Below are 25,600 nucleotides of genomic sequence, written 5' to 3'. Positions count from 1 at the left end.
AAACAATCCGTTGTTAAGCATAAAAATGCCCCTCCTAGAGCGAAAGCACGCCACCGCTCCTGTTATTGATATACGACTCTGCCCCTCGTCCTTGAATACGCGATGTATGAGGCGAAGAAAATTGCAGATTCACATCGGTTCCTTGGGTATTTGCAGAGGGTAAAGAAGGGTACTTAGATTCTTTATCTGCACCCAGAGACGATTTAAGCACCCCACCTCCAAAAACAGCTCCTCCACTCAACATGACAAGAATTCCAACCACAAGGAATGGAGCAAGGACAGGCACCGTTAAACACAAAACTAAAATACCCGCACCCGATCCGGCAAACGCATAGCTTACTTTAGAGGGAGTAGATGTTAACGTCGCTTTGATACTCTCCATTGAATCTGATTTAACTGGCGCATTTTTTTCAGCTTGCGGTTTCTTGGTTACATAAACTGGACGTATGCTGCGTGATGTCGTTCCTGAAGAATCTAGCTCATTTAACCATTCACCCATGCGATCTACGAAGGAAACCTTTTCCTTAGGTACGTTAGCCAACGCAGATGCTCTTTCCTTAAAAAAATTGATGGTAATCAACAACTGCCGATGATTTTCAATGGGTTGATTATCCATGCATTGTTGAATAGTTTTAATTTCCTTTTTGGAAACCACTTTCTTGGCAAAGCATCTTATATCTTCCTCAGTCGTCAAACTCATATTGCTGGCAATGTCGGTGGCGTAGAGAGCGCATGCAGTCAATAGATTTTTGTTAGGCTGAGGTACAGTAAAGATATATTTTTTGCATTTTTTGACCAAGGTTTCCAGTGCCCAACTATAACGTTGCGTAGCCTCTGCATTATCAATCTTTGTCTCATCCCTAATACGCATCATTTGATAATCAAAACAGAAGGTAGTAAATATGGGTTGCATACTCATAATTTGAGGCTGACTAAGGAATCCCCCTGGATTTGGCAAAACATCGTCCATACCAACAACAGATTTCTGCAAATTGCTCAAATCAAGATTAATATAATTATTGAGCGCGATATCCAAATGAAGAATAGAATCAATGGTATGCGATGTAATACTACGTTCTAATGATTTAATAAATCGAGCGAGTTTGCTCTCATCTGACAATAATTCTAACATTCCCAAGTAAGACAGGATTTCCAGATAGTTAACTGTAATATTTTCTATCGTTTCTGGAAGCTCTTTTCCTAGAATCTTTATCGCTTCTGGAAGCTCTTTTCCTAGAGTCGCACAATATACCCTTAAGTCCTCAAGCACTCTCGGTAAATAATATTCTACAGCATTTTCATTTTCTAAATTTTCAGATTCAATTTCTAATTCCGACCCTGACATTTCCCTAGGCATTGATTCATTTCCTTTTAAAAAACAAGGAAACTTTAGAAAAGATAAGAAGACAGATGCTCTTTGATAGAATTTCTCCATCAAAAATCCAAAAAAAATCCTTGCGTCAAGCATTCTAGCATAAATAAATATAATTATTCAATACATTATATAAATTTATAACAGGAATACTATATTCATTTCACACTAGAAATTGTCTGCCTAATTCCAAGTACCTCGCAGATACTGACGATTAAGTCGGCCCTGTTTAAGGTATAAAAATGGAAAGTGTCTATTCCTTCGGCCTGGAGGATTCGGCATTGCTCTACCGCTACCATAATAGCTAACGTACGGGCAGTCTGGCTATCATGGGGAATATGTTCAAAGAGGGTAAATAACCAATCAGGCATGGTCGCTCCGCAGCGTTTGCTAAAACGTACCAATTGATCAAAATGTCCTACCGGCACAATTCCGGGAACAAGAGGAGCCGTTATGCCAACTTTGCGGGCTTTGTCAATAAAACGCAACATTTGCTCTGTATCAAAACAATATTGAGTGATGGCACGGGTAGCCCCTGCATCAATTTTTTGCTTAAGATAATCCAAATCTGACTTGGCACTGATGGCTTCAGGATGCACTTCCGGATAAGCAGCCACACTAATTTCAAAATCACCAATATCCCGCAAGCCGCGAACCAACTCATCGGCATACGCGTAACCGTGAGGATGAGGCACATATTTATTGGCTCCATCCGGTGCATCACCGCGTAATGCCACAATATGTTTTACGCCCATATCCCAATAGGTCTTCGCTACTTCGTCTACCTCTTCACGGGTAGCGGCCACACACGTTAAGTGCGCTGCTGGTTTTAAGCGGGTGGTTTCTAAAATACCTTTAATAGTGGCATGGGTCCGCTCGCGGGTTGATCCCCCAGCACCATAGGTAACAGAAACAAAATGAGGATTTAGGGGCGCTAATTCCGCAATAGCATCCCACAATTTATGTTCCATTTCTTCGTTTTTGGGAGGAAAAAATTCAAACGAAACCGTTGGCGCCGCATAACGTGCCGTATATTTTAATTCTTCTAATATCAGTTTATGATCGTGATTCATGCTTTACGCTGCCTTTTGCCAACTACCTTGTTCTGTCTGCTTCCAATATGTAAGCGTGACTCCTTGCTCTTTAATGGTCTGCCATTGCCTGCGGGCAAATGCTAATTCATCCTGGCGGTGGCCATCAAACATCAATAAGCAACGCTCAAAATCCTGCCAACGCTCAGACCAGGCATCACCTACCATCAGCAATATATCCGATTGATTAGGATTTTCATCTTTTTCCGTAATCACAATCGGATGTTCTGCCGCTTGAGTATCATGTGCCAAACCATGGGGCAGGAAGTCATTAGGTGAATAAGTCCATAATAACTGATCCAATTCTTCCGCGCGTTGAACAGACGATACACGAATGACCGCCTTTTTGCCTCCAGCATAGATTTTTTCAACGAGCTTGGGCAATGCGCGCTCTACCGGTAAAACGGTTAAATGATAAAAATTGACCTCATGCGCCACGAAAAGACCACCTGTTTAAAAAGCAAAAACCCCGTCCCTCCTAATAAGGGCCGGGGTTTTGCATCTTAATCAGCTTTCAAAAAGAATGCAATTTATTCTTCGTAATGCTCTTTTACCAAACGATTGAGCAAGCGAACACCAAAGCCCACCGCCCCTTTAGGGGTTGTGTCCTGTGGCTTTTTAGTCCACGCCGTACCAGCAATATCTAAATGCGCCCACGGCACATCATTAACAAAACGCTGCAAAAATTGAGCCGCCGTAATGCTACCTGCGCCACGGCCATCGGAGATATTTTTGATATCAGCGATATCGGAGTTGATCATTTTGTCGTAATTGGCATGGAGCGGAAAGCGCCAGAGTTTTTCACCGGTGACTTCCCCTACTTCGGTCAATTGTTTTGATAACTTATCGTTGTTTGAAAATAAACCCGCATATTCTTCACCCAGCGCGACCACAATCGCACCCGTTAAGGTTGCCAGGTTAATCATAAATTGCGGCTTAAATTTTTCCTGGGTATACCATAAGGCATCGGCCAGGACCAAACGGCCTTCTGCATCGGTATTCAATACTTCAACGGTTTGACCCGACATGGTATTGACCACATCGCTTGGACGCTGCGCATTGCCATCTGGCATATTTTCAACCAAGCCAATCACGCCAATGGCGTTGACTTTGGCTTTACGGCCAGCAAGGGCTTTCATGAGGCCAACAACCGCAGCAGAACCACCCATATCATATTTCATATCTTCCATGCCATTAGCCGGTTTAATCGAAATACCTCCCGTATCAAAGGTAACGCCCTTACCAACAAACGCGATAGGTTTTTTGCTTTTAGCAGCACCATGATATTCCATGATAACCATCCGCGATTCACGTACACTTCCTTGACCCACTCCCAGCAATGCACCCATATTGAGTTTTTTCATTTCCTTTGGGGTCAACACAGTTACTTTTATTCCAAGGCCAGAAAGCTCTTCAACACAGCGTTCTGCATAGCTTTCTGGATAAAGTATATTTGGCGGCTCGGTTACGACATCACGCGCTAAAAAGATACCTTCAGCCACTTTAGCTTTTTCGGCATACGCTTCTGTTGCTTTTTGCTGTGACTTAAGTTGAATAGCCAATTTTGCTAAAGACGGAGCTTTGTCTTTTAAATCTTTGGTTTGGTATTTGTCAAACCGGTAACTACGTAACAATACGCCATAACCAATATCTGCCGCAATATCGGCATCACTTAATTTGGCACCAAATGATTCGTCGATTATCACGGTTGCGTGCTTAACATGGACACTGTTTAACATGGCATAAAGTTTTCCACCCACATTCTGTGCCTCAATCTCCGTAATCGTTTTGGGTTTGCCAACGCCGAGCACCACGATACGGTCGATCCCCATATCACCAGGTGTGTAAACAGATAACGTATGCCCTAGTTTACCTTTAAACTGCGCTGTTTTGAGTGCTTTTGTGATCGCACCGTTGACTTGCTTATCTAGTTCTTTCCCTTTTGTGCTCAGCTTGCATGCGTCCGAAACTAAAATAACCACGGTATCTTTTTTAGGTGTGGATAACCCTGTGTATTGTATGTGCATAAGTCCCTCTTAGAATGTTCAATATCACCAAAAATATAGGTTGGTCATTCCAGTCTAAACACTTCAAAATCGGAGTGCAATCATAATTATGCAGACATTAGGCGGCAACACCTTTTAATTGATAGACATAACTAATCACTTCAGCCACAGCATGGTAATGTTTTTCTGGAATTTCTTCATCCAGTTTGACTGTATCATACAAGGCTCGCGCCAAAGGAGGATTGCGCATAATGGGAACATCGTGCTCTTTGGCAATTTCACGAATTTTTGCGGCGATGATATCAACCCCTTTAGCAACAACACGTGGCGCCTTCATGGTTGAACGATCATATTGCAAGGCGATGGCATAATGAGTTGGATTGGTGATGATCACATCAGCCTTGGGAACAGCTGACATCATGCGTTTACGTGATCGCTCACTACGCAAGGCACGTAGGCGCGATTTAATTTCCGGATCCCCTTCCGATTGCTTAAGTTCGTCTTTAATATCCTGTCGCGACATGCGCATGCTTTTCATAAATTCAAAACGCTGATACAAAAAATCAACAATGGCTATAAATCCCAGCACCAGGCAAATACCGATCAACATGCGTTTGGTCATCATTTTTAAAAGGGCTAACATGCCCTCGATACTTAACGTATGCATGATGGGAATCGTATGCAACAATGGCCGCACCGAAATATAGGCTACCGCACCCACCAACACAATTTTAAAAATACCTTTTATTAATTCAACCAATGAACGCATCGAAAATAAACGGCCCAATCCTTTAACCAGAGATATACGCTCTAGTTTTGGCGCTAATGCATCATACGAAATTAAAAATCCATTTTGGACAACCGACGACCCTATCGCAACCAAAACAGCTAATAGGATAGGCGTTGCTAAAATGGCGGTAAATATTCCCAGTACGGCTACCAACACTTTTTTGACACCATCTCCGGAAAGTTCAATCGCATTAGGATGATCAATAAACGCCACTAAACTAAGGCTGGTTTTGTGCATAAGCCATGGCGATAAAAACAGCACACTGCCGCTTAACGTGAGCATCATCAAAAAACTACCTAATTCCCGAGAAACGGCAATCTGACCTTTCTTACGCGCCTCTTCCAGGCGCCTCTGAGTCGGTTCCTCGGTTTTATCTGAATTGTCTTGATCTTCTGACATCCTACATCCCTAATCCTGAACCGTCATGGTTCCACTTAGAAAATCATGCAACGAATCCTGGTAAGAATCAATATACCAACTCATTCCTGCCGTAAACATTGCCAGCAAAATGAATAATCCAAGCAATACCTGCAGTGGCACAATCACAAAGAAGATATTCATATTTGGCATTAGCCTTGCCAGTACCCCACAACCCAGAAAAAAAACAATGCCAACAACGATAAATGGCGCCGAAAGCTGCATGGCAACCATAAACGAATGTGACATTAATTGAGTAACGGCCTGACTCATATCGGTAATTGGCAGCCACGTGCCAAAACGGAATATATCATAACTATGGGCAAGCCCCCTCAAAAATAAATGATGGGCATTCGTTTCAAATATCAACACCACTCCCACCATCGTAAATAAATTTCCGATGACCGATCCCTGATTTCCACTATTGGGATCAAATAACATGGCTGATGCAAGCCCAGTTTGATAGGCAATGATCATACCTGCCATATGAAGTGTACTTAAAATAAGACGTGCAACCGCACCCAGTGCCAGTCCAATCAACACTTCCGCCATCACCCACATTGCCAATTGCATAGCACTTGGTGGAACCGCATGAGGTAATACTGCCGATAATAAAGGCAACATCACCAGCGAAAACATCAGGGCAAAACATAAACGTATGCGCATAGGTACAAACGCTTCACCAATGCCTGGCATCATCACCATCGCCGAACCAATCCGGCAAAAAACCAGAAAGACCCCTAACACCCATTCGATGGTTAAGTCTTTTAATAGATGCTCCACAATGATCCCTTTAGCTTCGAATTGCATTACCATATCATCGAAACCAAAAACACGCATGTGGAAATATCTGTTTAAAAGAACAAAAACAACCGCTCTACCTAACGCAACGCATTGACAACATTTGTATGTTGCAATATAGATTGCACAGAAAGACTATTGATAACACAGAATTTTGTTAATAGTATTTGCACAAGGACATGACATCATGAGACAATTCTCTATGAATGAAAAAATATGATCGTTATTTTTGACCCTCTTAAATCTTCTAAACGCTTGATGCAGAGTGGTCTTAATCAAGCCACTTCCGAAGCCATCGCAGAAGAAATCAAATATTCTGCTGATTCACAATTATCAAATTAAGTTACCAAGATTGATCTTAAATTGGCTATGCTGGAATTGGAATCTAAAATTGGACATGTTGATACATCCCTTAACGCAAAAATAGACAAACTTGAACTTAAACTTACTGTCAAACTAGGCCTTATGCTTGCCACAGCCGTTGCGGCCCTTACTGCACTTAGGTTCTTTGACTAAACAAAGCCCACGATTTGCCGTACAAAGCTTTATTGCATCCTTGTCCCTTATAAGGTATAATCCACTGTCTTATAAGGAAACCCCATGGATCAGCGTACCTCACTTATTGGCCTTACCCAGGAAGAACTCACCCAGGCAGTGCTTGCCATGGGCGAATCAGCTTTTCGAGCAAAGCAATTATGGCATTGGATCTACAGCCGTGGCGTCACATCCTTTGATGCCATGCACAATATCAACAAAGCCCTTAAAGAGCGTCTTAACGAACATTATACGCTAGAACGTCCCGGCACCAGCAAACACCAACTATCCAATGACGGCACACAAAAATGGCTCCTTAAATTCAGCGATGCCAATGAAGCCGAAACCGTGTTTATCCCCGAAGATGATCGGGGCACCCTTTGTGTCTCCTCACAAGTTGGCTGTACCTTAAACTGTTCGTTTTGCCATACGGGCACCCAGCCTATGGTGCGGAATTTAACTGCTTCAGAAATTATTTCTCAAGTGATGCTGGCGCGCGATACCATCGGCGACTGGCCATCCACGGCCGCCCCCCATCATCTATCCAATATTGTCTTTATGGGAATGGGTGAACCCATGTATAATTATGACAATGTTCGCAATGCTATCCTTATTATGCTCGATCAATCCGGCCTTGCATTTTCACGCCGCCGAGTGACCGTCTCTACTTCCGGCATTGTGCCGATGATTAACCAGTTAGGTGCAGACGTCAATGTGCGCTTAGCCATTTCGCTCCATGCTGTGCGCGATGATCTGCGTGATGAATTAGTGCCCATCAATAAGAAATACCCGCTGAAGGAATTACTGGAAGCCTGCCGCCATTATCCCAACGCCAATGCGATGAATTGCATTACATTTGAGTATGTGATGCTTAAAGATGTAAATGATAGTGATGCAGATGCTCGTGAGTTAGTACGGATACTCAAAGGCATTTCTGCTAAGGTCAATCTAATTCCATTTAATCCGTGGCCCGGCACGATTTACGAATGTTCCGAATGGAATCGTATAGAACGTTTTTCAGAAATTGTTTATGAAGCTGGAATTCAAGCCCCCATTCGCCGTCCTCGTGGACGTGATATTTTAGCAGCGTGTGGTCAGTTGAAATCAGAGAGCATCAAAGAACGCAAATCCGTGGTGCGTGAAAGAGAATCACAACTGGTGCAGATTACTGAACCTCTATCCGCTTAAGACCACGACTTCAGATATCCTCATGTTCTTTTAAAAATTCATTCATTCACATCATCATTCTGGTCACTATTTGCCTGACCAATAATAATATCGCTAATGTGATTGGTAAATAATTCAAGCTCATGAAAAATAAAAGGCACAACCACCAAGGATGCCAAAAAGATAGACACAATTTTGGGAACAAACGATAAGGTCATTTCCTGGATTTGCGTCAATGCCTGCACCAATGAAATAGCTAACCCCACAACCAGTGCTACCAGGAGCAATGGAGCTGATGTTTTAATTAACAAAAATATCGCTTCACGGCTAATATCCAGTACAGCTGTATCATCCATATCTACAACCCTAAATCGGCATTTTCATAATGTCCTGGTAAGCTGAAATCACGCGATCACGAATCGACATGACCGTTTGCAACGCAAGCTCCGCTTCATTGACAGCCGACACAACCTGACTTAACGATGCCTTTCCAGCAATGGCCTGGGCGCTGAGTGCTTCAGATTTGCCGATGGTATCGCGTGTTGAAGTCACCATTCGTTCAAGCGTTGATCCAAGTACGCCATCAAAACCAGAAGCCGCTACATTGCCATTGGCCGCAGAAGCTCCAGAAGCTGTCGCTCTGACTTGTGGCTCCACGGACAATTTATCAACCGTCATGCTCGCCGCTTGACGATAAGCATTAAGCCCTTGCTGAAATTGAGAAACTCCTGAAATACCCACTGCCATGCTCACTCCCTAACCGACATTATAATTCCTTGTGTTATCGTAGCACATCTATTGTGCGTTGCGCCATACCTTTTGTCATGTCCATCAGATTTAAATTTGCTTCATAGGATCGCTGCGCTTCGCGCGCATCCATCTGCTCAATCGTAGGATCAAGATTGGGTGTTTTAACATAACCATCGGCATCTGCTGCCGGATGGGTAGGATCATATTTTAAAGGAAATTCGGACGGATCATCTTTAATCGACTTTACCCGCACCGTATCTTTGCCTGTGGTTCGATCGTGCTGATTCTTAAAGAAGATCAGTTTACGTCGATAAGGATCTTTGCCAGGTGCATCCGGTAATGATTCGGCATTAGCAATATTTTCTGCAGTTACCCGCATCCGTTTACTCTGCGTTTCCAAACCAGAAGATGATGTCGCCATCGCATTCAATAAATCATCCCCACCTGAGGCTTCTGCAGCGGTAAGAACTAATGATAATCCAAGTAACCCCCTTCCAATGTAACGCAACATCTTATTGCCCTCCTGCCGCTTTTTTCATCATTCCTGACATTTTTTTATAGAGATTGGTTGTTAAATTATAATCAAGGTTGGTCTGTGATGCCTTATCGACTTCATGGACTAAATCAACCTGGTTTCCATTGGGTTTTAATTCCGCAGTCGTATCATCAATTAATCGTGACGATGACGAGGGCATATTGCCGCTCATATGCATGGAGCTAGTTCGCACCATTCCCAAGCGGTGCTTTCTAGCATGGCCTGAACGAGGGGCTTCAATATCTCTAGCGACATAACCTGGCGTATTGGCATTAGCAATATTTTTAGCAATGATCCCCTGTCGCTCTGACAAACGCCCAAGATTCGTTTCTAAATCCTGGAGTATCCCAGGTGCTTCTTGAGCATAACCAACAGATGCTGAAAAGAAAAGACCAGCATCAAACCGAGACTTGTAAATGTCATATTTCCACGTTTTTCCAAAACCCTACCCCCAGCCCAAAAAATGCCATTAAGTTAAGGAACTTATAGTAGTGATTAGATAATGATTTGAAAAAAGATTCAACTCCAAATTTCAAGTTCAGTCACTTGAAATTTACATACTGCGAGCCGCTTGGCGATGTCCACCAGCCTCAACACTACTTTTTTCGTGTCCTGCTTCTTTACCCCGTTTGGAATACGTTTCATTCCATTGAACCGTTTTAGCAGCTTTAACCATGGACTCAACATCTGATTTATCCATTCTCGTAAGATCAAGCATTGTATTGGTATATATCCGTGTTGATACCCATCATGATAATTCATAGACCACGCTCGATCGTTGGGACTGAAACCATGAGGATTATTTTTGTGTTGCATGGCTTCATGAGAAAGAGGCAAGATATGTGGATTACCCTCACTAGCACGCACGGTAGTTTGAGAACCGGCCTCCTTTTTTGTGGAGAAATAAGCCAATATATTTACTTAATAATCCCTATAACCTTATCAACAATAGCCTTATCATGCCAAATTGAAAAAGCGAACCGTAATCGCGATGATTGCGGTGGTACAGTAGGCGGCCTGATAGCTGGAACATACAATCCATCATCTTCCAATCGCTTGGATAATGCTATGGCTTTATCCTCATCACCGATAATAAGCGGAACAATCGCACTCTGTGCCATTTTCATTCGCATTTTCTCTGTAAAATACCTAGCCATGTCAAGGCCATGTTGCATTCTCTTGGGATCTTGTTTAATAATCCTAAGGGCTGTAAGCGCCGCTGCTACCGATGCAGGCGGCAACGATGTTGAAAACATCAAACTCCGTGCCGATGATTTAAGATATTCAATCACACTTAATGGCCCACAAACATATGCGCCATAACTTCCTAATCCCTTAGACAATGTTCCCAAATGGAGATAGTCGCCATGATGCGGCGGTAACACTCCCATACCATGGGCATCATCAACCAAAACCCAGGCATTATAGTGTTTTGCAATTTCCAATATGTTATCCAGAGGTGCCACGTCACCATCCATGCTATAGACGCGCTCAACTAATATCAAGCAATGCCGATAAGGAGATCGATGCGTTTCAAGCAGCGTGCTTAAATGCTCATGGTCATTATGATAAAAACGATGAAAAGCTGCTCCAGACAGCCTGCTGCCATCTATCATACACGCATGAACCAGACGATCTGCCAGTATCACATCACCTTTTCCTACCAAAGCGGGGATAACCCCAATATTAGCTAGATAGCCACTGCCAAATAGACAGGCTGATTCGCAAGCGGCATAGTCTGCCAGTTCTTTTTCAAGCGTTTCCATTAAAGCACTATAACCGCTGACCAACTGCGAAGCCCTACTCCCCGCACCATATGTATCTAATGCCATTTGCGCCGCTTGAATGACCTCAGGATGGTCGGCAAGGCCCGCATAATCATTACTACCAAACGACATTAATTTTTTATGATGCCGCTCTATCAATCCGTGCCCCAGATAATCTGTAGAAACAAGCGTGCGCAACTGCTTGGCATCCTGCAAAGCCTCAAGACGCTTAGAAAATGTGGTTTCAAAAGATGACATTAACTGACTTCCATGCTATAACAACGAACCTGACAAAATCCTAAAGGATGCCCTATGCAGCCATTTTCACACGAGACACCAACAGCAGCTGTTGATGCTTCCCCCCTTATCAAACATGATTGGCAACTCTCAGAAGTACTCGACTTGTTTGCTTTACCATTCAATGACTTGCTTTTCAAGTCCCATTCGATCCATAGGCAGACATTTGATCCTAATTCCATCCAAACTTCAACCCTGTTGAGTATTAAAACCGGAGCTTGCCCGGAAGACTGTAAATATTGCCCGCAAAGCGCACATTATAAAACCCAGCTAGAAAAAGAGCCGCTGATGGATGCAGGCAGGGTTAAAGAGATGGCTATGCAGGCTAAGAATGCCGGAGCCACCCGCTTTTGTATGGGTGCCGCCTGGAGCCGCCTCCATGACCGCGACCTCCCCCAGGTGGTTGAAATGATCAAACACGTCAAGGATCAAGGACTGGAAACCTGCATGACGCTAGGAATGTTGAGCCAAGACCAAGCGCATCAATTAAAAGAGGCCGGCCTTGATTTCTATAATCACAACATCGACACGTCCGAAGAATTCTATAAAGAAATCATCAGCACCCGCACCTATCAGGATCGCCTGGATACATTAGAATATGTCCGCCAATCCGGTATGAAAACCTGTTGCGGAGGTATTATAGGTATGGGCGAAGGGCTGGATGACCGTGCCAACATGCTGATTACGCTGGCTAACATGCCCGAACATCCGCATAGTGTGCCCATCAATTTATTGGTAAAAGTAGAGGGAACTCCACTTTCAAAACAAGGTGAAGTCGACATATTTGACTTTATCCGCACCATTGCCATTGCCAGAATTCTCATGCCTTATTCGTTTGTACGACTTTCAGCGGGACGTACAGCTATGGCCTCGGAAGCCCAGGCCTTGTGTTTCTTTGCCGGAGCCAATTCGATCTTCTACGGCGAAAAATTACTGACAACAGCCAACCCCGAAGCTGACAATGATAACGATTTATTTAAGCGTTTAGGGTTAACTAAGATGAGTCATTGCTAATTTTTTGAGGGTCATCTCCGATGAACTCTAGTTATCCATCCTGGTTTGCACAAGGGTTTCCCCATATCTGGCTTCCTTATACCCAGATGAAGGATGCGCCTTTACCACAACCTGTTGTTAAAACCGATGGCAGCCGTATTTATTTGGCTGATGGAACCGAGTTAATTGACGGAATTGCCTCATGGTGGACGGCCTGCCACGGTTATAACCACCCCCATATCGTTGAGGCTATGATGGAACAGGTGCGTACAATGCCGCACGTTATGTTCTCGTTTGCCCATGAGCAAGCCTACACACTTGCTGATCGCTTGGTAAAACTAGCCCCAGAAGGGCTTAACCGCGTTTTCTTTACAGATTCTGGTTCAACAGCGGTTGAAACCGCCATGAAAATGGCGGTCCAATATTGGCACAATCGAGGGGACAAACAGCGCAATAAATTTATCGCCTTTAAACATGCTTATCATGGCGACACCATGGGATGCATGTCGCTTTCCGATCCCGAGCATGGCATGCACCGCGCGCTCAATCATCACATGCCGCGCCAATATTACGTAGATATCCCCTCAGATGAATATACACTTGCTGAGTTTGCTGCCATTATAGAAAGCATTCACAAAACCCTAGCCGGGGTGATTATTGAACCACTTGTCCAAGGAGCAGGTGGGATGCGCTTTCATGCTCCTGATATTCTAGCTGAAATAGATCGTATCTGTAAGCAATATACCATCCCCTTTATTGCCGATGAAATTTTCACCGGCTTTTGTCGCACTGGTTCCTTTTTTGCCTGCAACCAGGCAGGAATCAGTCCTGATATGATGTGTATCGGTAAAGCGCTGACAGGTGGTACGATGACGCTTGCAGCCTGTTTAGCCAAGGAATATCTTTTTGAAGGCTTCCTGGGTGAAGGCTTAGATCAAGCCCTCATGAGTGGCCCAACTTACATGGGCAATCCTCTTGCCTGCGCAGCTGCAAACGCTTCCCTTGACCTTTTCGAAAATGAACCCCGCCTTGACCAGGCTAACGCCATAGAACACCAATTGCAGCACCTTCTTAAGCCCTGCATGGATCTTCCAAATGTCAAAGAAGTTCGGGTCATGGGTGCTATAGGCGCAGTACAGTTACACACTTCAAACCGTTCCCATATACTCGCACTTCGTCAACAATCTGTCACACACGGAGTATTTTTACGCCCCTTTGACGACGTTATTTATATCGCACCAGCCCTGACTATATCAAGAGACGAGCTCTCAACCCTTGCCCATTCTGTCTTTTTATTGGCCTCCTCCCCTCTCAATTAAAGTAGTTTATACAAAATTTACTTTGTTAATGGTATAATGTAACTATACCAATTACAGGGATGGTGTCTATATGGGAATCATGGACTTCTTAAAAAAAGGTGGAAGCGGTAGCGAATCAAGCCAGTCACAGTCTCCACCAGCGGAATCTGCGCATGGTCCATCGGTAGGTATGCAGGATAGTTTAAGCGATGCGAAATCGATAACCATTTTGAGCAATGCTGAGAAAACCCTCAAATCTGCAGGCGTTTTAGGCATCACAAATGCTAACGCCTTTGGTGAGGGTGGGTCTTTGTCGCTTGAAACACAGGATTGAGCAAGTCTTTTAAACTAGAAAACAACGCAGTGGCGCGCGGTGCGCAATCGTTGGGAGCCGCAAAAGAAGCCACGATTGCCGGACACAAAGGTGGGGGTGGCCCCAGCCGCTAAACACTGCCTTCAGCCGTGTCCTCACTATTGCCCCTTGACTTTCACAAAATAAATATGTACAATTCGTCATGATAATCACCCTTGTTATCATCTCGATAAAGCAGATCATGTGGCAATTAGCCTCCTCGTTGGGTACGGGAATGTCTAGTATTGGCGAGCGAAAACAATGTCAACTCACAGGCCACAGAGCCGGCGGATACGATACCAGCTCCAATGCCGGCACCTCCTGTTAAAACTCTTCCATTTTAGTGTATTTTATGGTATAATAATAACTACTAGTTTAATAAAAAAAATCAAGTAAGGATGTTCCCTATGTCTGGTGCACCAGCTCCCGTCGATTCAGGTATGATTACCTCCATGCTTCAACACTCGCAGCAACAAGCGGGTGGCCAAGGAGGAAATGACGGGTTGTTTTCACTAAAAAGTGTATTTCCAGCCCCAACGGATGCCGCTGAAGGCAGTACTGTTGATCGTTTTATGACCTTCAACTTTGGTACTTCGATGAAAACTTCAGGTTTAGAAGTCACGGGATTACCTTTCTTTGCTGGTATATTTGGATCGGTCTTAAAAGTAGGTTCTCCTTTAGGTAAAAATCCGTTTGGGTGGCAGGAAAAGGACATTAACTCTCTCCAAGATCCCGATGGAAAACTCACCGACCCAACAGGTGCCGGTAGCGGAGGCGACTCAGAAGCTGGCGGTCATGGAAAAGACATGCAGCAACCCACTGGTGAAGATCATCAAAATCAACAAAGCCAGGGACACGGCCAAGAAGGCCAGAATCAGCATTCAGGTGCCGCAGGAAATGGCGATGGCAGCGGACCAGGTAATCCTGAAGGATCGCAGATGCCAGGCGGTTTGCCTTCAGGTGCTTCAGGTGCACCGTTACATCCTTATGCTCACGCTGGTGGACATGGTAATCCTGGTACAGGCTCTCATTTGAATAATGCGACGGTAGGATCTGGAGTAGGCTTTGGTTATGCCGGAGCAGGAAGTGGCGGCCCCGGGGCTGTTGGAACTGGATCTTCCGACCATGGACAAGGTCATGGCCCCGTTGGCGCTGGCTCTTCAGGACATGATCAAGCCCCTGCAGGTGTAGCTTTTGCACCGCACGACCAAGCGATTCCAGGCACAAAAACAAACGGTGCCACAGGAGCACCTGCAGATAGTTCTGCCGCTGGAGCTCCACAAGGATCTGGTGCAGCAGGAAATGGTGACGGCGGCGCTACAGGTGCTCCAGAAGGCGCTATGATGGTTGGCCTTTCAATTCAGGGAATGGGGAACCAAGCATTCAATCATTCTTTCGTTGGCGGACACGGTACCCCAGGATCTGCGGGTATGTTTAGCCACGAAGTCGGTGCCACAAAAGGTTATGGTTACACAGGTATTGGAGAAGGACACTCTCACGGAGGAAACTTTAGTACGGTTGCCTCATCCACACCTTCTGTAGGTCCAAGCGCTGGCCACGAGCGCTGATAATAGAATCGATCACCGTGATCTAATCGTCTGAAGCCAGTGAATGCTTACTCTCTAAAATTTGTAAATTATCCCACGCCTTTTGATAATAACTAGGGCTTTGAGCTAATGCCTGATTGATATAAGATTTAGCCAATTTGGGATCTTGGGCCAAACTAGCATAGAGCCCCATATTATTAGCCAGTTCAGCATCCTTGAGGTGTAAGCGGGCAATTCTTTCAGCATCATCCAGCTTACCAGCTAAGCTATAAAAAAGCGCTAGGTTAAGATCGATGGTTTTACGTTTAGGATCGGCAACGGATAACGATTGTGAAGCATTCTCTAATGTTTTGATAGCTTCCTCATTCTTATCGCTAAGGGCGTAGGCCAACGCTTTATTATTTAAAATAGCCGGATTATTCGGACTTACTTCAAGTGCTGTCTGAAAGTAAGGAATCGCTTCATCATAGCGATTGGTCATGGTTAAACACACACCAAGGGCGTTAATAGTCCGCCAACGCAACGCATCTTTTTCCATCACTTTTTTAAAGATCGTTACCGCATCCTGAAATTTACCTTCAACCATATAGGTAAGGCCATTCCCTTCAAGGGCATCAATAGAATTTTCATCGGCAGAAAGTACATCTTGATATTGTTGGTGTGCTTTTGGTGTTTCGCCTAGTAAACGCAAAGAATCTGCATAGGCTAATCGGTATTTGGTATTGGTATCACGACCGATCACCAACTGAGCATACAGTTCTGCCGCTTTACGATACTCGCTGGCATCAAAAGCTGCCTTGGCATTTTCCTCCATGGTTTGTTCCAGCGTTTTAACATTAGGCCCTTGTTTTTTGTCGACTTTGAATTTCAGCTCTTCAGCAGAAGAGGTTTGCTGCTTTTGCTTAAGACTTTCACATCCTGATAGACTAAGTAAGGACAAACTCAAAACGACACACAAACCCAACGTCGAAAAACGAACCATACCAGATACCTTGATAGAATTAACTTATTGAATTCTATAATATCATAGCGCAAAAAACTAGTAATAAATAGGATAGTAGTCGAAATCGTGACTGGTAGGCTCTTCCTGAGATTGCCATGGTCCCTGACTTGTATCAGCTGGAGCTGGCTTAGGCGTTGACGGCTTACTCGCACACGAAGCGACCACGAACAATACAGATATACAAATCAACATGTTAATTCTATGCATGACCCTCTCCGATTTTCGTTATATATTCCAGTACACCACATAAAAGTAAACATAAGCCTAAATCGTCAAGGCATCCCTAACGTAACGATTTAGTTTTAATTATAATACATAGGGTAAAAGTCAAAATCATTGTCAGCCGGCGCCTGATTACGATGATTGGTCGGTTCTTCATGACCTGCTTCATCACCCTTTTGTCCATAACCATAGTAAGGATCTGATTTTCCCTGAGGCTGATAAGGCACGTAATCAGAGTCGTTATCCTGAGGATAACCTTCATATCCCCGTCCATCTTCAGGCTGATAAGGAATATAATCAGAATCATTGTCCCGTGGATATTGACTAGTTGAATATTCGGTAGGATGGGCTATTTTTTGATAATGCACTTGCCCTGTGGAAGATGGCCTAACCGCCTGTGTCCGTGGAACTTGTTGCTGCTGAGCATTACTCTGAATAGGATAACTCAATGGTTGCTGATAAGCTGATTGCTGAGCAAAAGAATTACACGCCGCGAGAATGAAAACAAACCACACCCATAAAGCACTAACCCAACAGTTTTTTATTCTTCGTTGCAATACTGATATCTCGGTTTCTAAATTCATCCTTAACACCCTCTTGCATTTCCCTTAATCCCAACATTTTAACCTCATCCGCAAATATCATATCAATATTGACAAGAGGGAACAAGAAGAAAGTGAGGGTTTATAATTTATTTGTGAAATTGCATTAAAATCCTTGCATTCAGAAGGGAATAAAGTTACTTCTAACCTTATAACCCACATGAATATTAAGGCAGCACCTAACATGACACATAAGCGAATTTTGCCTATTGCAAAGAATATAGCCCCTTCGTTAGGACAGATTTATTTTATTGGAATTGGTGGCATTGGCATGAGTAGTATCGCCGAAGTACTCCACCATCGTGGTTTTAGTGTGGCAGGGTCCGATGCAGCCGAGTCTTACGTAACCGACCATTTAAAAACACTGGGTATTGGGGTGAATATTGGCCAAGAAGCCGTCAATATTACGTCTCAGATTAGTGTCATCGTGCGCTCGACCGCGATTAAGCCGTCCAATCCAGAACTTAAAAAGGCCATTGAATTGGGAATACCGGTCATTCACCGTTCGGATATTCTTGCCGAACTGATGAGAGATAAAATTTCAATCGCCGTGGGCGGAACGCATGGAAAAACAACCACCACGGCCATGGTGGGTGCAATCCTTGACCATGCAGGCCTTGATCCTACCATTATTAATGGAGGCGTCATTCATGCCTATAAAAGCAATGCACGCATTGGCAATAGTGAATATGTCGTTGCCGAAGCCGATGAATCAGATGGAAGTTTTATTAAACTGCCACGTTCAATAGCCATCATTACCAATATTGACCCTGAACATCTTGATTATTACGGTACGTTTGAAAAGCAATTAGATGCCTTTAAAATGTTTTTGACCCAATTGCCTTTCTATGGATTTGCTGTTATCTGCAAAGACCATCCGCAAGCTAGCGCCTATTTGGATATGGGAATTGAACGCAGGCTTATAAGTTACGGCATTTATGCAGATGCCGATATCAAAGCCTCCAATTTACGTAAATTCCCAGACAAAACCACGTTTGATATTACGGTCAACGACAGTGTTACAGGTGAGGCCTTCCATTGGAAGGATTTATGTTTGGGTGTCCCAGGAGAGCATAATGTCGAAAATTGCCTAGCAGCATTAGGAGTAGCTCTGGGGTTACATATCCCAGAAGAAGGAATTCGTAAGGGCTTATTGGCATTTAGTGGCGTGAAACGTCGCTTTACCAAAACGGGTAATTGGAACGGCGTCACCGTAATTGATGACTATGCCCATCATCCCAAAGAAATATCAACAACCCTGAATATGGCTTCTGATGTTGTCAAACAAACAAATGGCAATGTCATCGCTGTCTTCCAACCCCACCGTTACTCACGTGTCCATGATTTATTTAACGATTTCTGCACCTGTTTCCCTCAGGCACAAACGGTCATTGTTGCCGATATTTATAGCGCAGGAGAAACACCCATTGAAGGAATCACACAAACCTCATTGGTCGAAGGCATACAAAAATCAGGCCATCCGCATGTTGTTATGCTCGAAAATGAACAACAACTGCCCAATCTTATAAAAGACGTTACTAAACCTGGTGACATTGTTTTATGTATGGGTGCAGGAAGCATCTCTAAATGGGCCTACGAACTACCCAAAAAACTTGCATCTTCCGATCACATGGTGTAACACCATTTGATGATTGAAAATCTTCCTGAAGTGCGCGGCAATTACCGTGATAATTACGATTTGTCCAAAGTGACCTGGTTTGCAGTTGGCGGCCCGGCAGAGGTATTATTTCGCCCTGCAGATATTGCAGATCTCCAGCATTTCATCCAAGAATGTCCTTCTTCGATACCCATCACTGTTATCGGCCTTGCTTCCAATTTATTGGTAAGAGATGGAGGGATAAAAGGTATTGTGATCCGTATGGGCAGGGAGTTTGCACAGATATCCCATCAGGAAAATCGTATCACCGCAGGTGCAGCGGCACTTACCGGCAACGTGGCCCGTTACGCAGCAGAACAAGGTTTATCAGGATTGGAATTTTACGTTGGTATTCCTGGTTCGGTAGGTGGTGCATTGGCCATGAATGCTGGGGCCTATCATCAAGACACAGCATCTATCTTGCTGGAAGCTCAAGCTGTTGACCCACTAGGTAACCTTGTTCGTCTAACCCCTGATGATATTGGATATGTGTACCGTGGTAATCACTTACCAGATGGCTACATTTTTACCAATGCCACCTATCAATGTATTGATGATGAACCTGCCAGCATTAAAGACCGCATGAATAGGATTATGCAACAGCGCGAGGCTTCGCAACCTGTCCGCGCTAAAACAGGTGGTAGCACCTTTAAAAACCCGCAAGAAAAAAGTGCCTGGAAACTCATTGATGAAGCTGGGTGCAGAGGATTACGAATCGGCGGTGCGCACATGTCAGAAAAACACTGTAATTTCATGATTAATGATCAACATGCTTCAGCAGCCGATATTGAGACATTAGCGGAAACCATCCGAAAAAAGGTGCATGAGCATTCAGGCATTCTCTTGGAGTGGGAAATTAAACGAATTGGTGAACGCTAGTAAAGGTTTCGTTAACGAAGTCTTTCTACGTTTATAACATAGGAAAAAAGAGGTATAGAATGATCCATGTGGCCGTTGTGAAAGGTGGGCTTTCTTCCGAACGCGAAGTATCGTTGGTAAGCGGAACCGGAATTGCCAATGCGTTAAGGGAATTAAACTATAACGTATCCGAAATCGATATGGGGCGAGATGTTGCCGTTCAGCTAGCTAACTTAAAACCTGATGTGGTTTTTAATGCGCTTCATGGGACCTATGGTGAGGATGGATGTTTGCCTGGATTATTGAATATTATGAATATTCCGTACACTCATTCTGGCGTGCAGGCCTCCGCTATTGCGATGGATAAATTATTAACCAAACGGATATGTGAGCCGCTTGGCATTCCCTTCCCTGCTCATGAAATCCGCACGAAAGAAGATATTCTTAATAACAATTTTATGGACGTTCCCTGTGTCATCAAACCAACCAACGAAGGCTCCAGCAACGGCGTCTTTGTTTTATTAGAAAAAAGTCAGCGTCAATTAACGAAGCAACAATTAGACCTATCCGACACCTATATGGTTGAACCATATATTCCAGGAATCGAATTAACATCCGCCATCCTTGGCGATGAAGCATTGGGTGTCATGGAAATTCAACCCAATCTTGGTTTTTATAATTTTGAATCTAAATATGCACCGGGTGGATCCGATCATATTTTTCCTGCACGTATTGTGCCCGAAGATCTCGAATCCATCAAAGAGCTAACGTTACTCATGCACCGTACGTTAGGTTGTCGTGGTGTCAGCCGAGCCGACATTCGCTATGATAACACCGGAAGCAAAGGAAAATTTTATTTCCTTGAATTAAATACACATCCGGGCATGACACCGACATCGCTCGTACCAGATATCGCCAAACACTGCAAAATGAGTTATCATGCCATCGTGGATCGCTTAGTCAAGGAGGCGCGATGCGATTAAGCAAAGCTCAGGATGCAAAAGCTAAGAACTATAAATCCCGCCGCACCAAAGCCAACGCGTGGAAAATAGCGTTAATGCTTGATGTCCTTGTTATCAGTCTCTTATCCGTAACTGGTTTTTACCTTTGGCACAAAGGTACGTTTGCTTCATTTGCTAGATATATGGGGCACCAACAATCGATTGTCTCGCAAGCGATGGGGCTTACATTGCAGCATATCTATGTAGATGGCCTACATCATATTAAACCACAAACAATCCATAAAATTATTAACACCCCCAAAGGTTCCCCTTTACTTAGCTTATCACTTAAAGACATCCAGTCCGAGATTGAACATTTTTATTGGGTTGATCATGCAACCATTGAACGGCAATTCCCGCATACATTGCATGTCCATATTACGGAACGTACGCCTATGGCCGTTTGGCAGCACCAACAAAAACTTATTCTAGTAGACAAAAAAGGTGATATTATCCCTGAACCCAATATTGATGCGTATGCTGATTTATTGATGTTAGTGGGTGAAGATGCGCCTAAACATGCTTCAGAATTATTTTCTCTTTTATCCATTGATCCAACATTTAGTGCGATGGTTCATTCGGCAATCTGGGTTTCTAATCGTCGATGGAATATTCGTTTAACCAATGGAATAGAAGTAAAATTACCCGAAGCGAATGTCGAGGAATCGTGGCGACGTCTCATTGATATTTACTATCATCAAAAACTTGATAAACATCCTGTAACAAGTGTTGACTTACGTATCCCAGGCAAATTATATATTCGCATTCGTCCTAAGACACAACAGATTCAAAATGCTGAGGAGGCAGGCTAAGGAATGGTTAAGCCAAAAAATGGAATTATTACAGTCATTGATATTGGTTCCAATAAAATCGTATGTTTTATTGCACGTTTGAACCCGATGCACGATCCTGAAATTATTGGCATCGGCCATCAAATTTCACAAGGTATCCGTGGCAGTGTAGTGACCGATATCAAACACGCCGAGAATTCAATCTTAGCTGCCTTGGCGGATGCTGAAAAAATGGCAGGCGAAACCGTCGAACATGTCATTGTCAATATTTCAGGCGAAACATTACGATCGGATATTATCCATGCAGAAGTGAATGTTTCTGGTAACGAGATCAATAGCCGCGATATTAACCGAGTACTTGCCAACGGCTATACCAAATTTGACCGGGACAGTTACGAAGTGATTCATTGTATCCCTATCGATTACAGCATTGATGGCACATACGGCATACAGGATCCTGTGGGTATGTATGGCAAAATACTGGGGGTCGATATTCATATTGTGAGTATTTCTTCTTCCTTGATGTTTAACCTCAGCAACTGCCTGGCACGATGCCAGCTTAATGTAGATGATTATGTTGCATCTCCTTATGCCTCCGGGCTTGCTTGCTTAACCGATGATGAAAAGCGCCTTGGAGTTACCCTGGTTGACATGGGGGGGCAAACCACATCCATTGCTATTTTTAAGAATAACAACATCGTTTACACCCATTCAATCCCTATTGGCGGCTATCACGTAACCAGCGATATTGCCTCTTGCCTGTCAACGTCACTTGCCTCAGCAGAACGATTAAAGATTCTGCATGGTAACGCTATCGCTACAGCAGCTGATGATAAAGAGCAGCTTGATATCCAGATTGTCGGCGAAGAAGAATTTCATTCCATCAAACGCTCTGAACTGATTGCCATTATCCGCCCTCGGCTAGAAGAAATCATTGAAATGATCAATGATACGTTAAAGGAAAAGGGGCTTGAGGAATATGCCAATCAACGTATCGTTCTCACCGGTGGGGCCAGCCAGCTTCCCAGCATCAAAGAACTTTCATCACATATTATGGGAAAACAAGTGCGCATTGCGTCTCCTAAACAGCTTCCTGGCGTTGCTGAAAGCACCAAAGGCCCAGCTTTCTCGACACCGGTTGGGATGTTAATGTTTGCAAAACAAAAAGGGGTTATTAATCCTTTTGATAATGAGTCATCACCTAAGTTATCGGTCAAAAACTTTCTTCCACGGGCTTTCAAATGGGTAAAAGAAAATTTTTAAGTGAACTATTTTTTTTGGTTGTACTAATCGTATAAATCGGTGATAAACTAGTACATATATGTATCTGATTTTTTTGAATGATGGAGTCACACATGAGTGAACTGAATTTATTTTTACCTGAGAGTTCCCTGCTTAAACCGCGTATTATCGTTTTCGGAGTAGGAGGAGCTGGAGGTAATGCTGTTAATAACATGATTACTTCTAATCTGGACGGAATCGATTTTGTTGTGACCAATACCGATGCGCAGGCTATCGAAAACTCAATGGCTCAAAATAAAATTCAATTAGGCCCCAATATCACCAAAGGTCTTGGAGCAGGTTCTTCACCTGAAATTGGCAGGGGCGCTGCGGAAGAAGTCTCGGAAGAAATCTGTGCCTATCTGCAGGAGTGCAACATGGTGTTCATTACGGCCGGGATGGGCGGTGGAACCGGCACAGGTGCGGCTCCTGTCATTGCACGTCTTGCCAGAGAGCAAGGCGCACTTACCGTTGCCGTTGTGACTAAGCCTTTCCATTTTGAAGGCTCTCACCGCATGAAGATTGCAGAACTTGGCTTAGAAGAACTTCACAAATATGTCGATACCCTGATTGTGATTCCTAACCAAAATCTGTTTAGGATTGCTAACGAAAAAACCACGTTCGCTGATGCGTTTAGAATGGCCGACTCGGTTCTTCATTCTGGCGTTCGCAGCATCACCGATTTGATGTTAATGCCAGGACTCATTAACCTGGATTTTGCTGACGTACGCGCTGTTATGGGCGAAATGGGTAATGCCATGATGGGAACCGGCGAGGCAGAAGGCGAAAACCGCGCCATCAAAGCAGCGGAAGCTGCCATTTCCAATCCCTTACTGGATAATACCTCCATGCAGGGTGCTCGTGGCGTGTTAATCAATATTACCGGCGGTGGTGACATGACTCTCTTTGAAGTCGATGAAGCAGCCAATCGTATACGTCAGGAAGTTGACCCTGAAGCTAATATTATTTTCGGATCTGCCTTCAATGAACAGCTTGATGGAAAAATTCGCGTATCTGTCGTTGCAACTGGCATTGATACCCGTGTTGGTCAACCGGGAGGGCTTCCGTTACATAAACCAAGTTTTGCCAAAGTAGAGCACCATCAAACACACCATCAAACGCAGCCTCAACCGGCTCCTGAAAAAAGCGACCAACGTATTGATCCATCTGTTTTCAATGCAGAAAAAGCGGGATTTACACCACAAAAGGAACAACAATCATACATCCCCCCTCGTCCTGCGGAAGCCGCCCCTCCGACAGCGACCCCACAGATTCGCAGACCACAAACCAATGTATTTAATTCGGCAATTAAGCCTGAGGCTGTCGATCATCATGAGACTACAGAAACCGATCAGGAAGACCAGGAGGACCAAGAAACCCCACGTGGACTTAGCCTGTTTTCTAGATCGCCTAAGCATCGTCCAGAGGACGATAAACACGGGCAGCGTCAATTGGAGACCGTTGGTGCGGCACCTGAGGAGCGCAAAATTCCCGATGATGTTTTCGATATTCCTGCATTCCTTCGCCGCAACAAAAACTAAAGGCGGTTTTGCTTTGCTAAGACGAATACTAGCTCTTTTCATTGCTGTGAGCTTGGGGTGTTATACCCGAGCTCAAGCAGACTATCTTCCTCATACGGTTTATCGCTACCAAGTCCAATGGCAGACCATGAAGGCTGGCTATATGCTGGGTGAGTTAATGCCACGGAAGGGAGGATTTAACATGTTCCTCGCCGTTGAGTCTGCCGGCATTGTCGATATATTGCTCAACCATCACAGCCATTCCACACTTGAAACAACGTATACCAAGGATGGTCGGCTTATGCCGATACAATTTCGTACGGAATCAACCTTGCGTAATAAAGAAAAATCAATCCATATTGATTATGACCACCAGGGGGGAGTAAAGCATGAAGAGGTTATCCCAGCAGATAAGCGCGTTAAACGACCAGAAGTAAACTCTAGCCGTAAAACCATGTTTAATCCGCTTTTTGCGTCACTAGAAGTCCACCGCCATGTCCTTGAGTACCGCAAGGACCCAACCCATAACAACTTTAAAATACCGGTTTATGACGCAAGAAGACTGGCTGAATATCAATTTACGATTATTGGCAGAAAAAACATTTCGGTTAATCATCAGGATTTCCGTGTTATTCATGTCCATTTTACACGGCAACTCTTAGAAGGTTACACCAAGAAAGAATGGAAGAATGATGAAAATGAGCGTCCTGAAATTGACGTCTATTTAACCGATGACGAACAAACACTTCCCATTAAATTTCAAGGCCAACTTGGCATGGGAACGATTACCGCAACCTTGAGCAACGTATGCCATACACGTACAGAATGTGAATATAAGTAACTTTATATAAAGGCCATTGTTCAATCATTGCTTAAACAAAGCCCCTCCGTTAAACCTAAAAAGAGCAGGCCGCCCACCTCCTTATTTTCCATGATAGAGGCCAGATAG

General features: G+C 44.0%; 26 protein-coding genes. 12 read left to right on the top strand and 14 right to left on the bottom strand.

The features are described from left to right. Positions 1-34 precede the first annotated feature (34 nt). The 6 genes from IPP74_11995 to fliR form a co-directional block, all read right to left on the bottom strand. Positions 35-1,357: a hypothetical protein gene (locus IPP74_11995; GenBank protein MBL0319989.1), complete on the bottom strand. Its 1,323-nt coding sequence runs from the start codon at positions 1,355-1,357 to the stop codon at positions 35-37. A 173-nt stretch (positions 1,358-1,530) separates the two neighbouring features. Continuing rightward, entirely contained in the window at positions 1,531-2,445 is a 915-nt protein-coding gene (gene metF / locus IPP74_11990; protein MBL0319988.1) for a methylenetetrahydrofolate reductase [NAD(P)H], read from the bottom strand. A gap of 3 nt (positions 2,446-2,448) precedes the next feature. Continuing rightward, complete coding sequence (locus tag IPP74_11985; GenBank protein MBL0319987.1) at positions 2,449-2,901, bottom strand: DNA polymerase III subunit chi; 453 nt, start codon at positions 2,899-2,901, stop codon at positions 2,449-2,451. 92 nt (positions 2,902-2,993) lie between these two features. Further along, on the bottom strand, positions 2,994-4,490 hold the full coding sequence (locus tag IPP74_11980; protein MBL0319986.1) for a leucyl aminopeptidase: 1,497 nt from the start codon (positions 4,488-4,490) through the stop codon (positions 2,994-2,996). A 97-nt stretch (positions 4,491-4,587) separates the two neighbouring features. Beyond that, positions 4,588-5,658 (bottom strand): flagellar biosynthesis protein FlhB, encoded by a 1,071-nt coding sequence (gene flhB / locus IPP74_11975; protein MBL0319985.1) that lies wholly within the window; start codon positions 5,656-5,658, stop codon positions 4,588-4,590. 9 nt (positions 5,659-5,667) lie between these two features. Next, positions 5,668-6,492, bottom strand: a complete 825-nt coding sequence (gene fliR / locus IPP74_11970) for a flagellar type III secretion system protein FliR (protein MBL0319984.1) — start codon at positions 6,490-6,492, stop codon at positions 5,668-5,670. Between the two features lie 585 nt (positions 6,493-7,077). Between fliR and rlmN the strand changes: the two genes are divergently transcribed. After that, positions 7,078-8,199, top strand: coding sequence for a 23S rRNA (adenine(2503)-C(2))-methyltransferase RlmN (gene rlmN / locus IPP74_11965; GenBank protein ID MBL0319983.1), 1,122 nt, complete (start codon positions 7,078-7,080; stop codon positions 8,197-8,199). A 38-nt stretch (positions 8,200-8,237) separates the two neighbouring features. On the opposite strand, the gene fliQ is transcribed toward rlmN, so the two are convergent. The 6 genes from fliQ to IPP74_11935 form a co-directional block, all read right to left on the bottom strand. Then, positions 8,238-8,534, bottom strand: coding sequence for a flagellar biosynthesis protein FliQ (gene fliQ / locus IPP74_11960; protein ID MBL0319982.1), 297 nt, complete (start codon positions 8,532-8,534; stop codon positions 8,238-8,240). 10 nt (positions 8,535-8,544) lie between these two features. After that, positions 8,545-8,856: a flagellar hook-basal body complex protein FliE gene (locus IPP74_11955; protein MBL0319981.1), complete on the bottom strand. Its 312-nt coding sequence runs from the start codon at positions 8,854-8,856 to the stop codon at positions 8,545-8,547. A gap of 103 nt (positions 8,857-8,959) precedes the next feature. After that, entirely contained in the window at positions 8,960-9,349 is a 390-nt protein-coding gene (gene flgC / locus IPP74_11950; protein MBL0319980.1) for a flagellar basal body rod protein FlgC, read from the bottom strand. A gap of 91 nt (positions 9,350-9,440) precedes the next feature. Beyond that, positions 9,441-9,776 carry a flagellar basal body rod protein FlgB gene (gene flgB / locus IPP74_11945; protein MBL0319979.1) on the bottom strand — a complete coding sequence of 112 codons (336 nt, stop codon included), beginning with the start codon at positions 9,774-9,776 and terminating at the stop codon, positions 9,441-9,443. 240 nt (positions 9,777-10,016) lie between these two features. After that, positions 10,017-10,181, bottom strand: coding sequence for a hypothetical protein (locus IPP74_11940; protein MBL0319978.1), 165 nt, complete (start codon positions 10,179-10,181; stop codon positions 10,017-10,019). 199 nt (positions 10,182-10,380) lie between these two features. Further along, complete coding sequence (locus tag IPP74_11935) at positions 10,381-11,487, bottom strand: 8-amino-7-oxononanoate synthase (GenBank protein ID MBL0319977.1); 1,107 nt, start codon at positions 11,485-11,487, stop codon at positions 10,381-10,383. Positions 11,488-11,541: 54 nt separating this feature from the next. On the opposite strand from IPP74_11935, the gene bioB reads away from it, so the two are divergent. From bioB to IPP74_11915, 4 genes are all read left to right on the top strand, one after another. Continuing rightward, positions 11,542-12,540: a biotin synthase BioB gene (gene bioB / locus IPP74_11930; GenBank protein MBL0319976.1), complete on the top strand. Its 999-nt coding sequence runs from the start codon at positions 11,542-11,544 to the stop codon at positions 12,538-12,540. 20 nt (positions 12,541-12,560) lie between these two features. Beyond that, complete coding sequence (locus IPP74_11925; protein ID MBL0319975.1) at positions 12,561-13,838, top strand: adenosylmethionine--8-amino-7-oxononanoate transaminase; 1,278 nt, start codon at positions 12,561-12,563, stop codon at positions 13,836-13,838. A 70-nt stretch (positions 13,839-13,908) separates the two neighbouring features. After that, positions 13,909-14,151: a hypothetical protein gene (locus IPP74_11920; protein MBL0319974.1), complete on the top strand. Its 243-nt coding sequence runs from the start codon at positions 13,909-13,911 to the stop codon at positions 14,149-14,151. 425 nt (positions 14,152-14,576) lie between these two features. Continuing rightward, on the top strand, positions 14,577-15,737 hold the full coding sequence (locus IPP74_11915) for a hypothetical protein (GenBank protein MBL0319973.1): 1,161 nt from the start codon (positions 14,577-14,579) through the stop codon (positions 15,735-15,737). 22 nt (positions 15,738-15,759) lie between these two features. Here IPP74_11915 and IPP74_11910 read toward each other — a convergent pair whose 3' ends face one another. Beyond that, positions 15,760-16,698, bottom strand: a complete 939-nt coding sequence (locus tag IPP74_11910; GenBank protein ID MBL0319972.1) for a tetratricopeptide repeat protein — start codon at positions 16,696-16,698, stop codon at positions 15,760-15,762. A gap of 323 nt (positions 16,699-17,021) precedes the next feature. Beyond that, positions 17,022-17,525, bottom strand: coding sequence for a hypothetical protein (locus tag IPP74_11905; protein MBL0319971.1), 504 nt, complete (start codon positions 17,523-17,525; stop codon positions 17,022-17,024). A gap of 202 nt (positions 17,526-17,727) precedes the next feature. Between IPP74_11905 and IPP74_11900 the strand changes: the two genes are divergently transcribed. The 7 genes from IPP74_11900 to IPP74_11870 all read left to right on the top strand — a co-directional run bounded on the left by IPP74_11900 (position 17,728) and on the right by IPP74_11870 (position 25,492). Further along, complete coding sequence (locus IPP74_11900) at positions 17,728-19,182, top strand: UDP-N-acetylmuramate--L-alanine ligase (protein ID MBL0319970.1); 1,455 nt, start codon at positions 17,728-17,730, stop codon at positions 19,180-19,182. A 9-nt stretch (positions 19,183-19,191) separates the two neighbouring features. After that, positions 19,192-20,079, top strand: a complete 888-nt coding sequence (gene murB / locus IPP74_11895) for a UDP-N-acetylmuramate dehydrogenase (protein ID MBL0319969.1) — start codon at positions 19,192-19,194, stop codon at positions 20,077-20,079. 59 nt (positions 20,080-20,138) lie between these two features. After that, positions 20,139-21,041, top strand: coding sequence for a D-alanine--D-alanine ligase (locus IPP74_11890; protein ID MBL0319968.1), 903 nt, complete (start codon positions 20,139-20,141; stop codon positions 21,039-21,041). After that, positions 21,032-21,871 (top strand): FtsQ-type POTRA domain-containing protein, encoded by an 840-nt coding sequence (locus tag IPP74_11885; GenBank protein ID MBL0319967.1) that lies wholly within the window; start codon positions 21,032-21,034, stop codon positions 21,869-21,871. Before IPP74_11890 ends, IPP74_11885 begins: the two co-directional genes overlap by 10 nt. Positions 21,872-21,874: 3 nt before the next feature. Further along, entirely contained in the window at positions 21,875-23,113 is a 1,239-nt protein-coding gene (ftsA, locus tag IPP74_11880; protein MBL0319966.1) for a cell division protein FtsA, read from the top strand. A 92-nt stretch (positions 23,114-23,205) separates the two neighbouring features. Next, positions 23,206-24,672, top strand: a complete 1,467-nt coding sequence (ftsZ, locus tag IPP74_11875; GenBank protein MBL0319965.1) for a cell division protein FtsZ — start codon at positions 23,206-23,208, stop codon at positions 24,670-24,672. A gap of 13 nt (positions 24,673-24,685) precedes the next feature. After that, positions 24,686-25,492, top strand: a complete 807-nt coding sequence (locus IPP74_11870; GenBank protein ID MBL0319964.1) for a DUF3108 domain-containing protein — start codon at positions 24,686-24,688, stop codon at positions 25,490-25,492. Positions 25,493-25,600: the final 108 nt, after the last annotated feature.

The sequence above is a fragment of the Alphaproteobacteria bacterium genome (genome assembly GCA_016722515.1).
In the GTDB taxonomy this organism is placed as follows: domain Bacteria; phylum Pseudomonadota; class Alphaproteobacteria; order Rickettsiales; family JADKJE01; genus JADKJE01.
The sequence above is the reverse complement of the archived record's forward strand: the minus strand, read 5'-3'. Positions and strand labels throughout refer to the sequence as shown.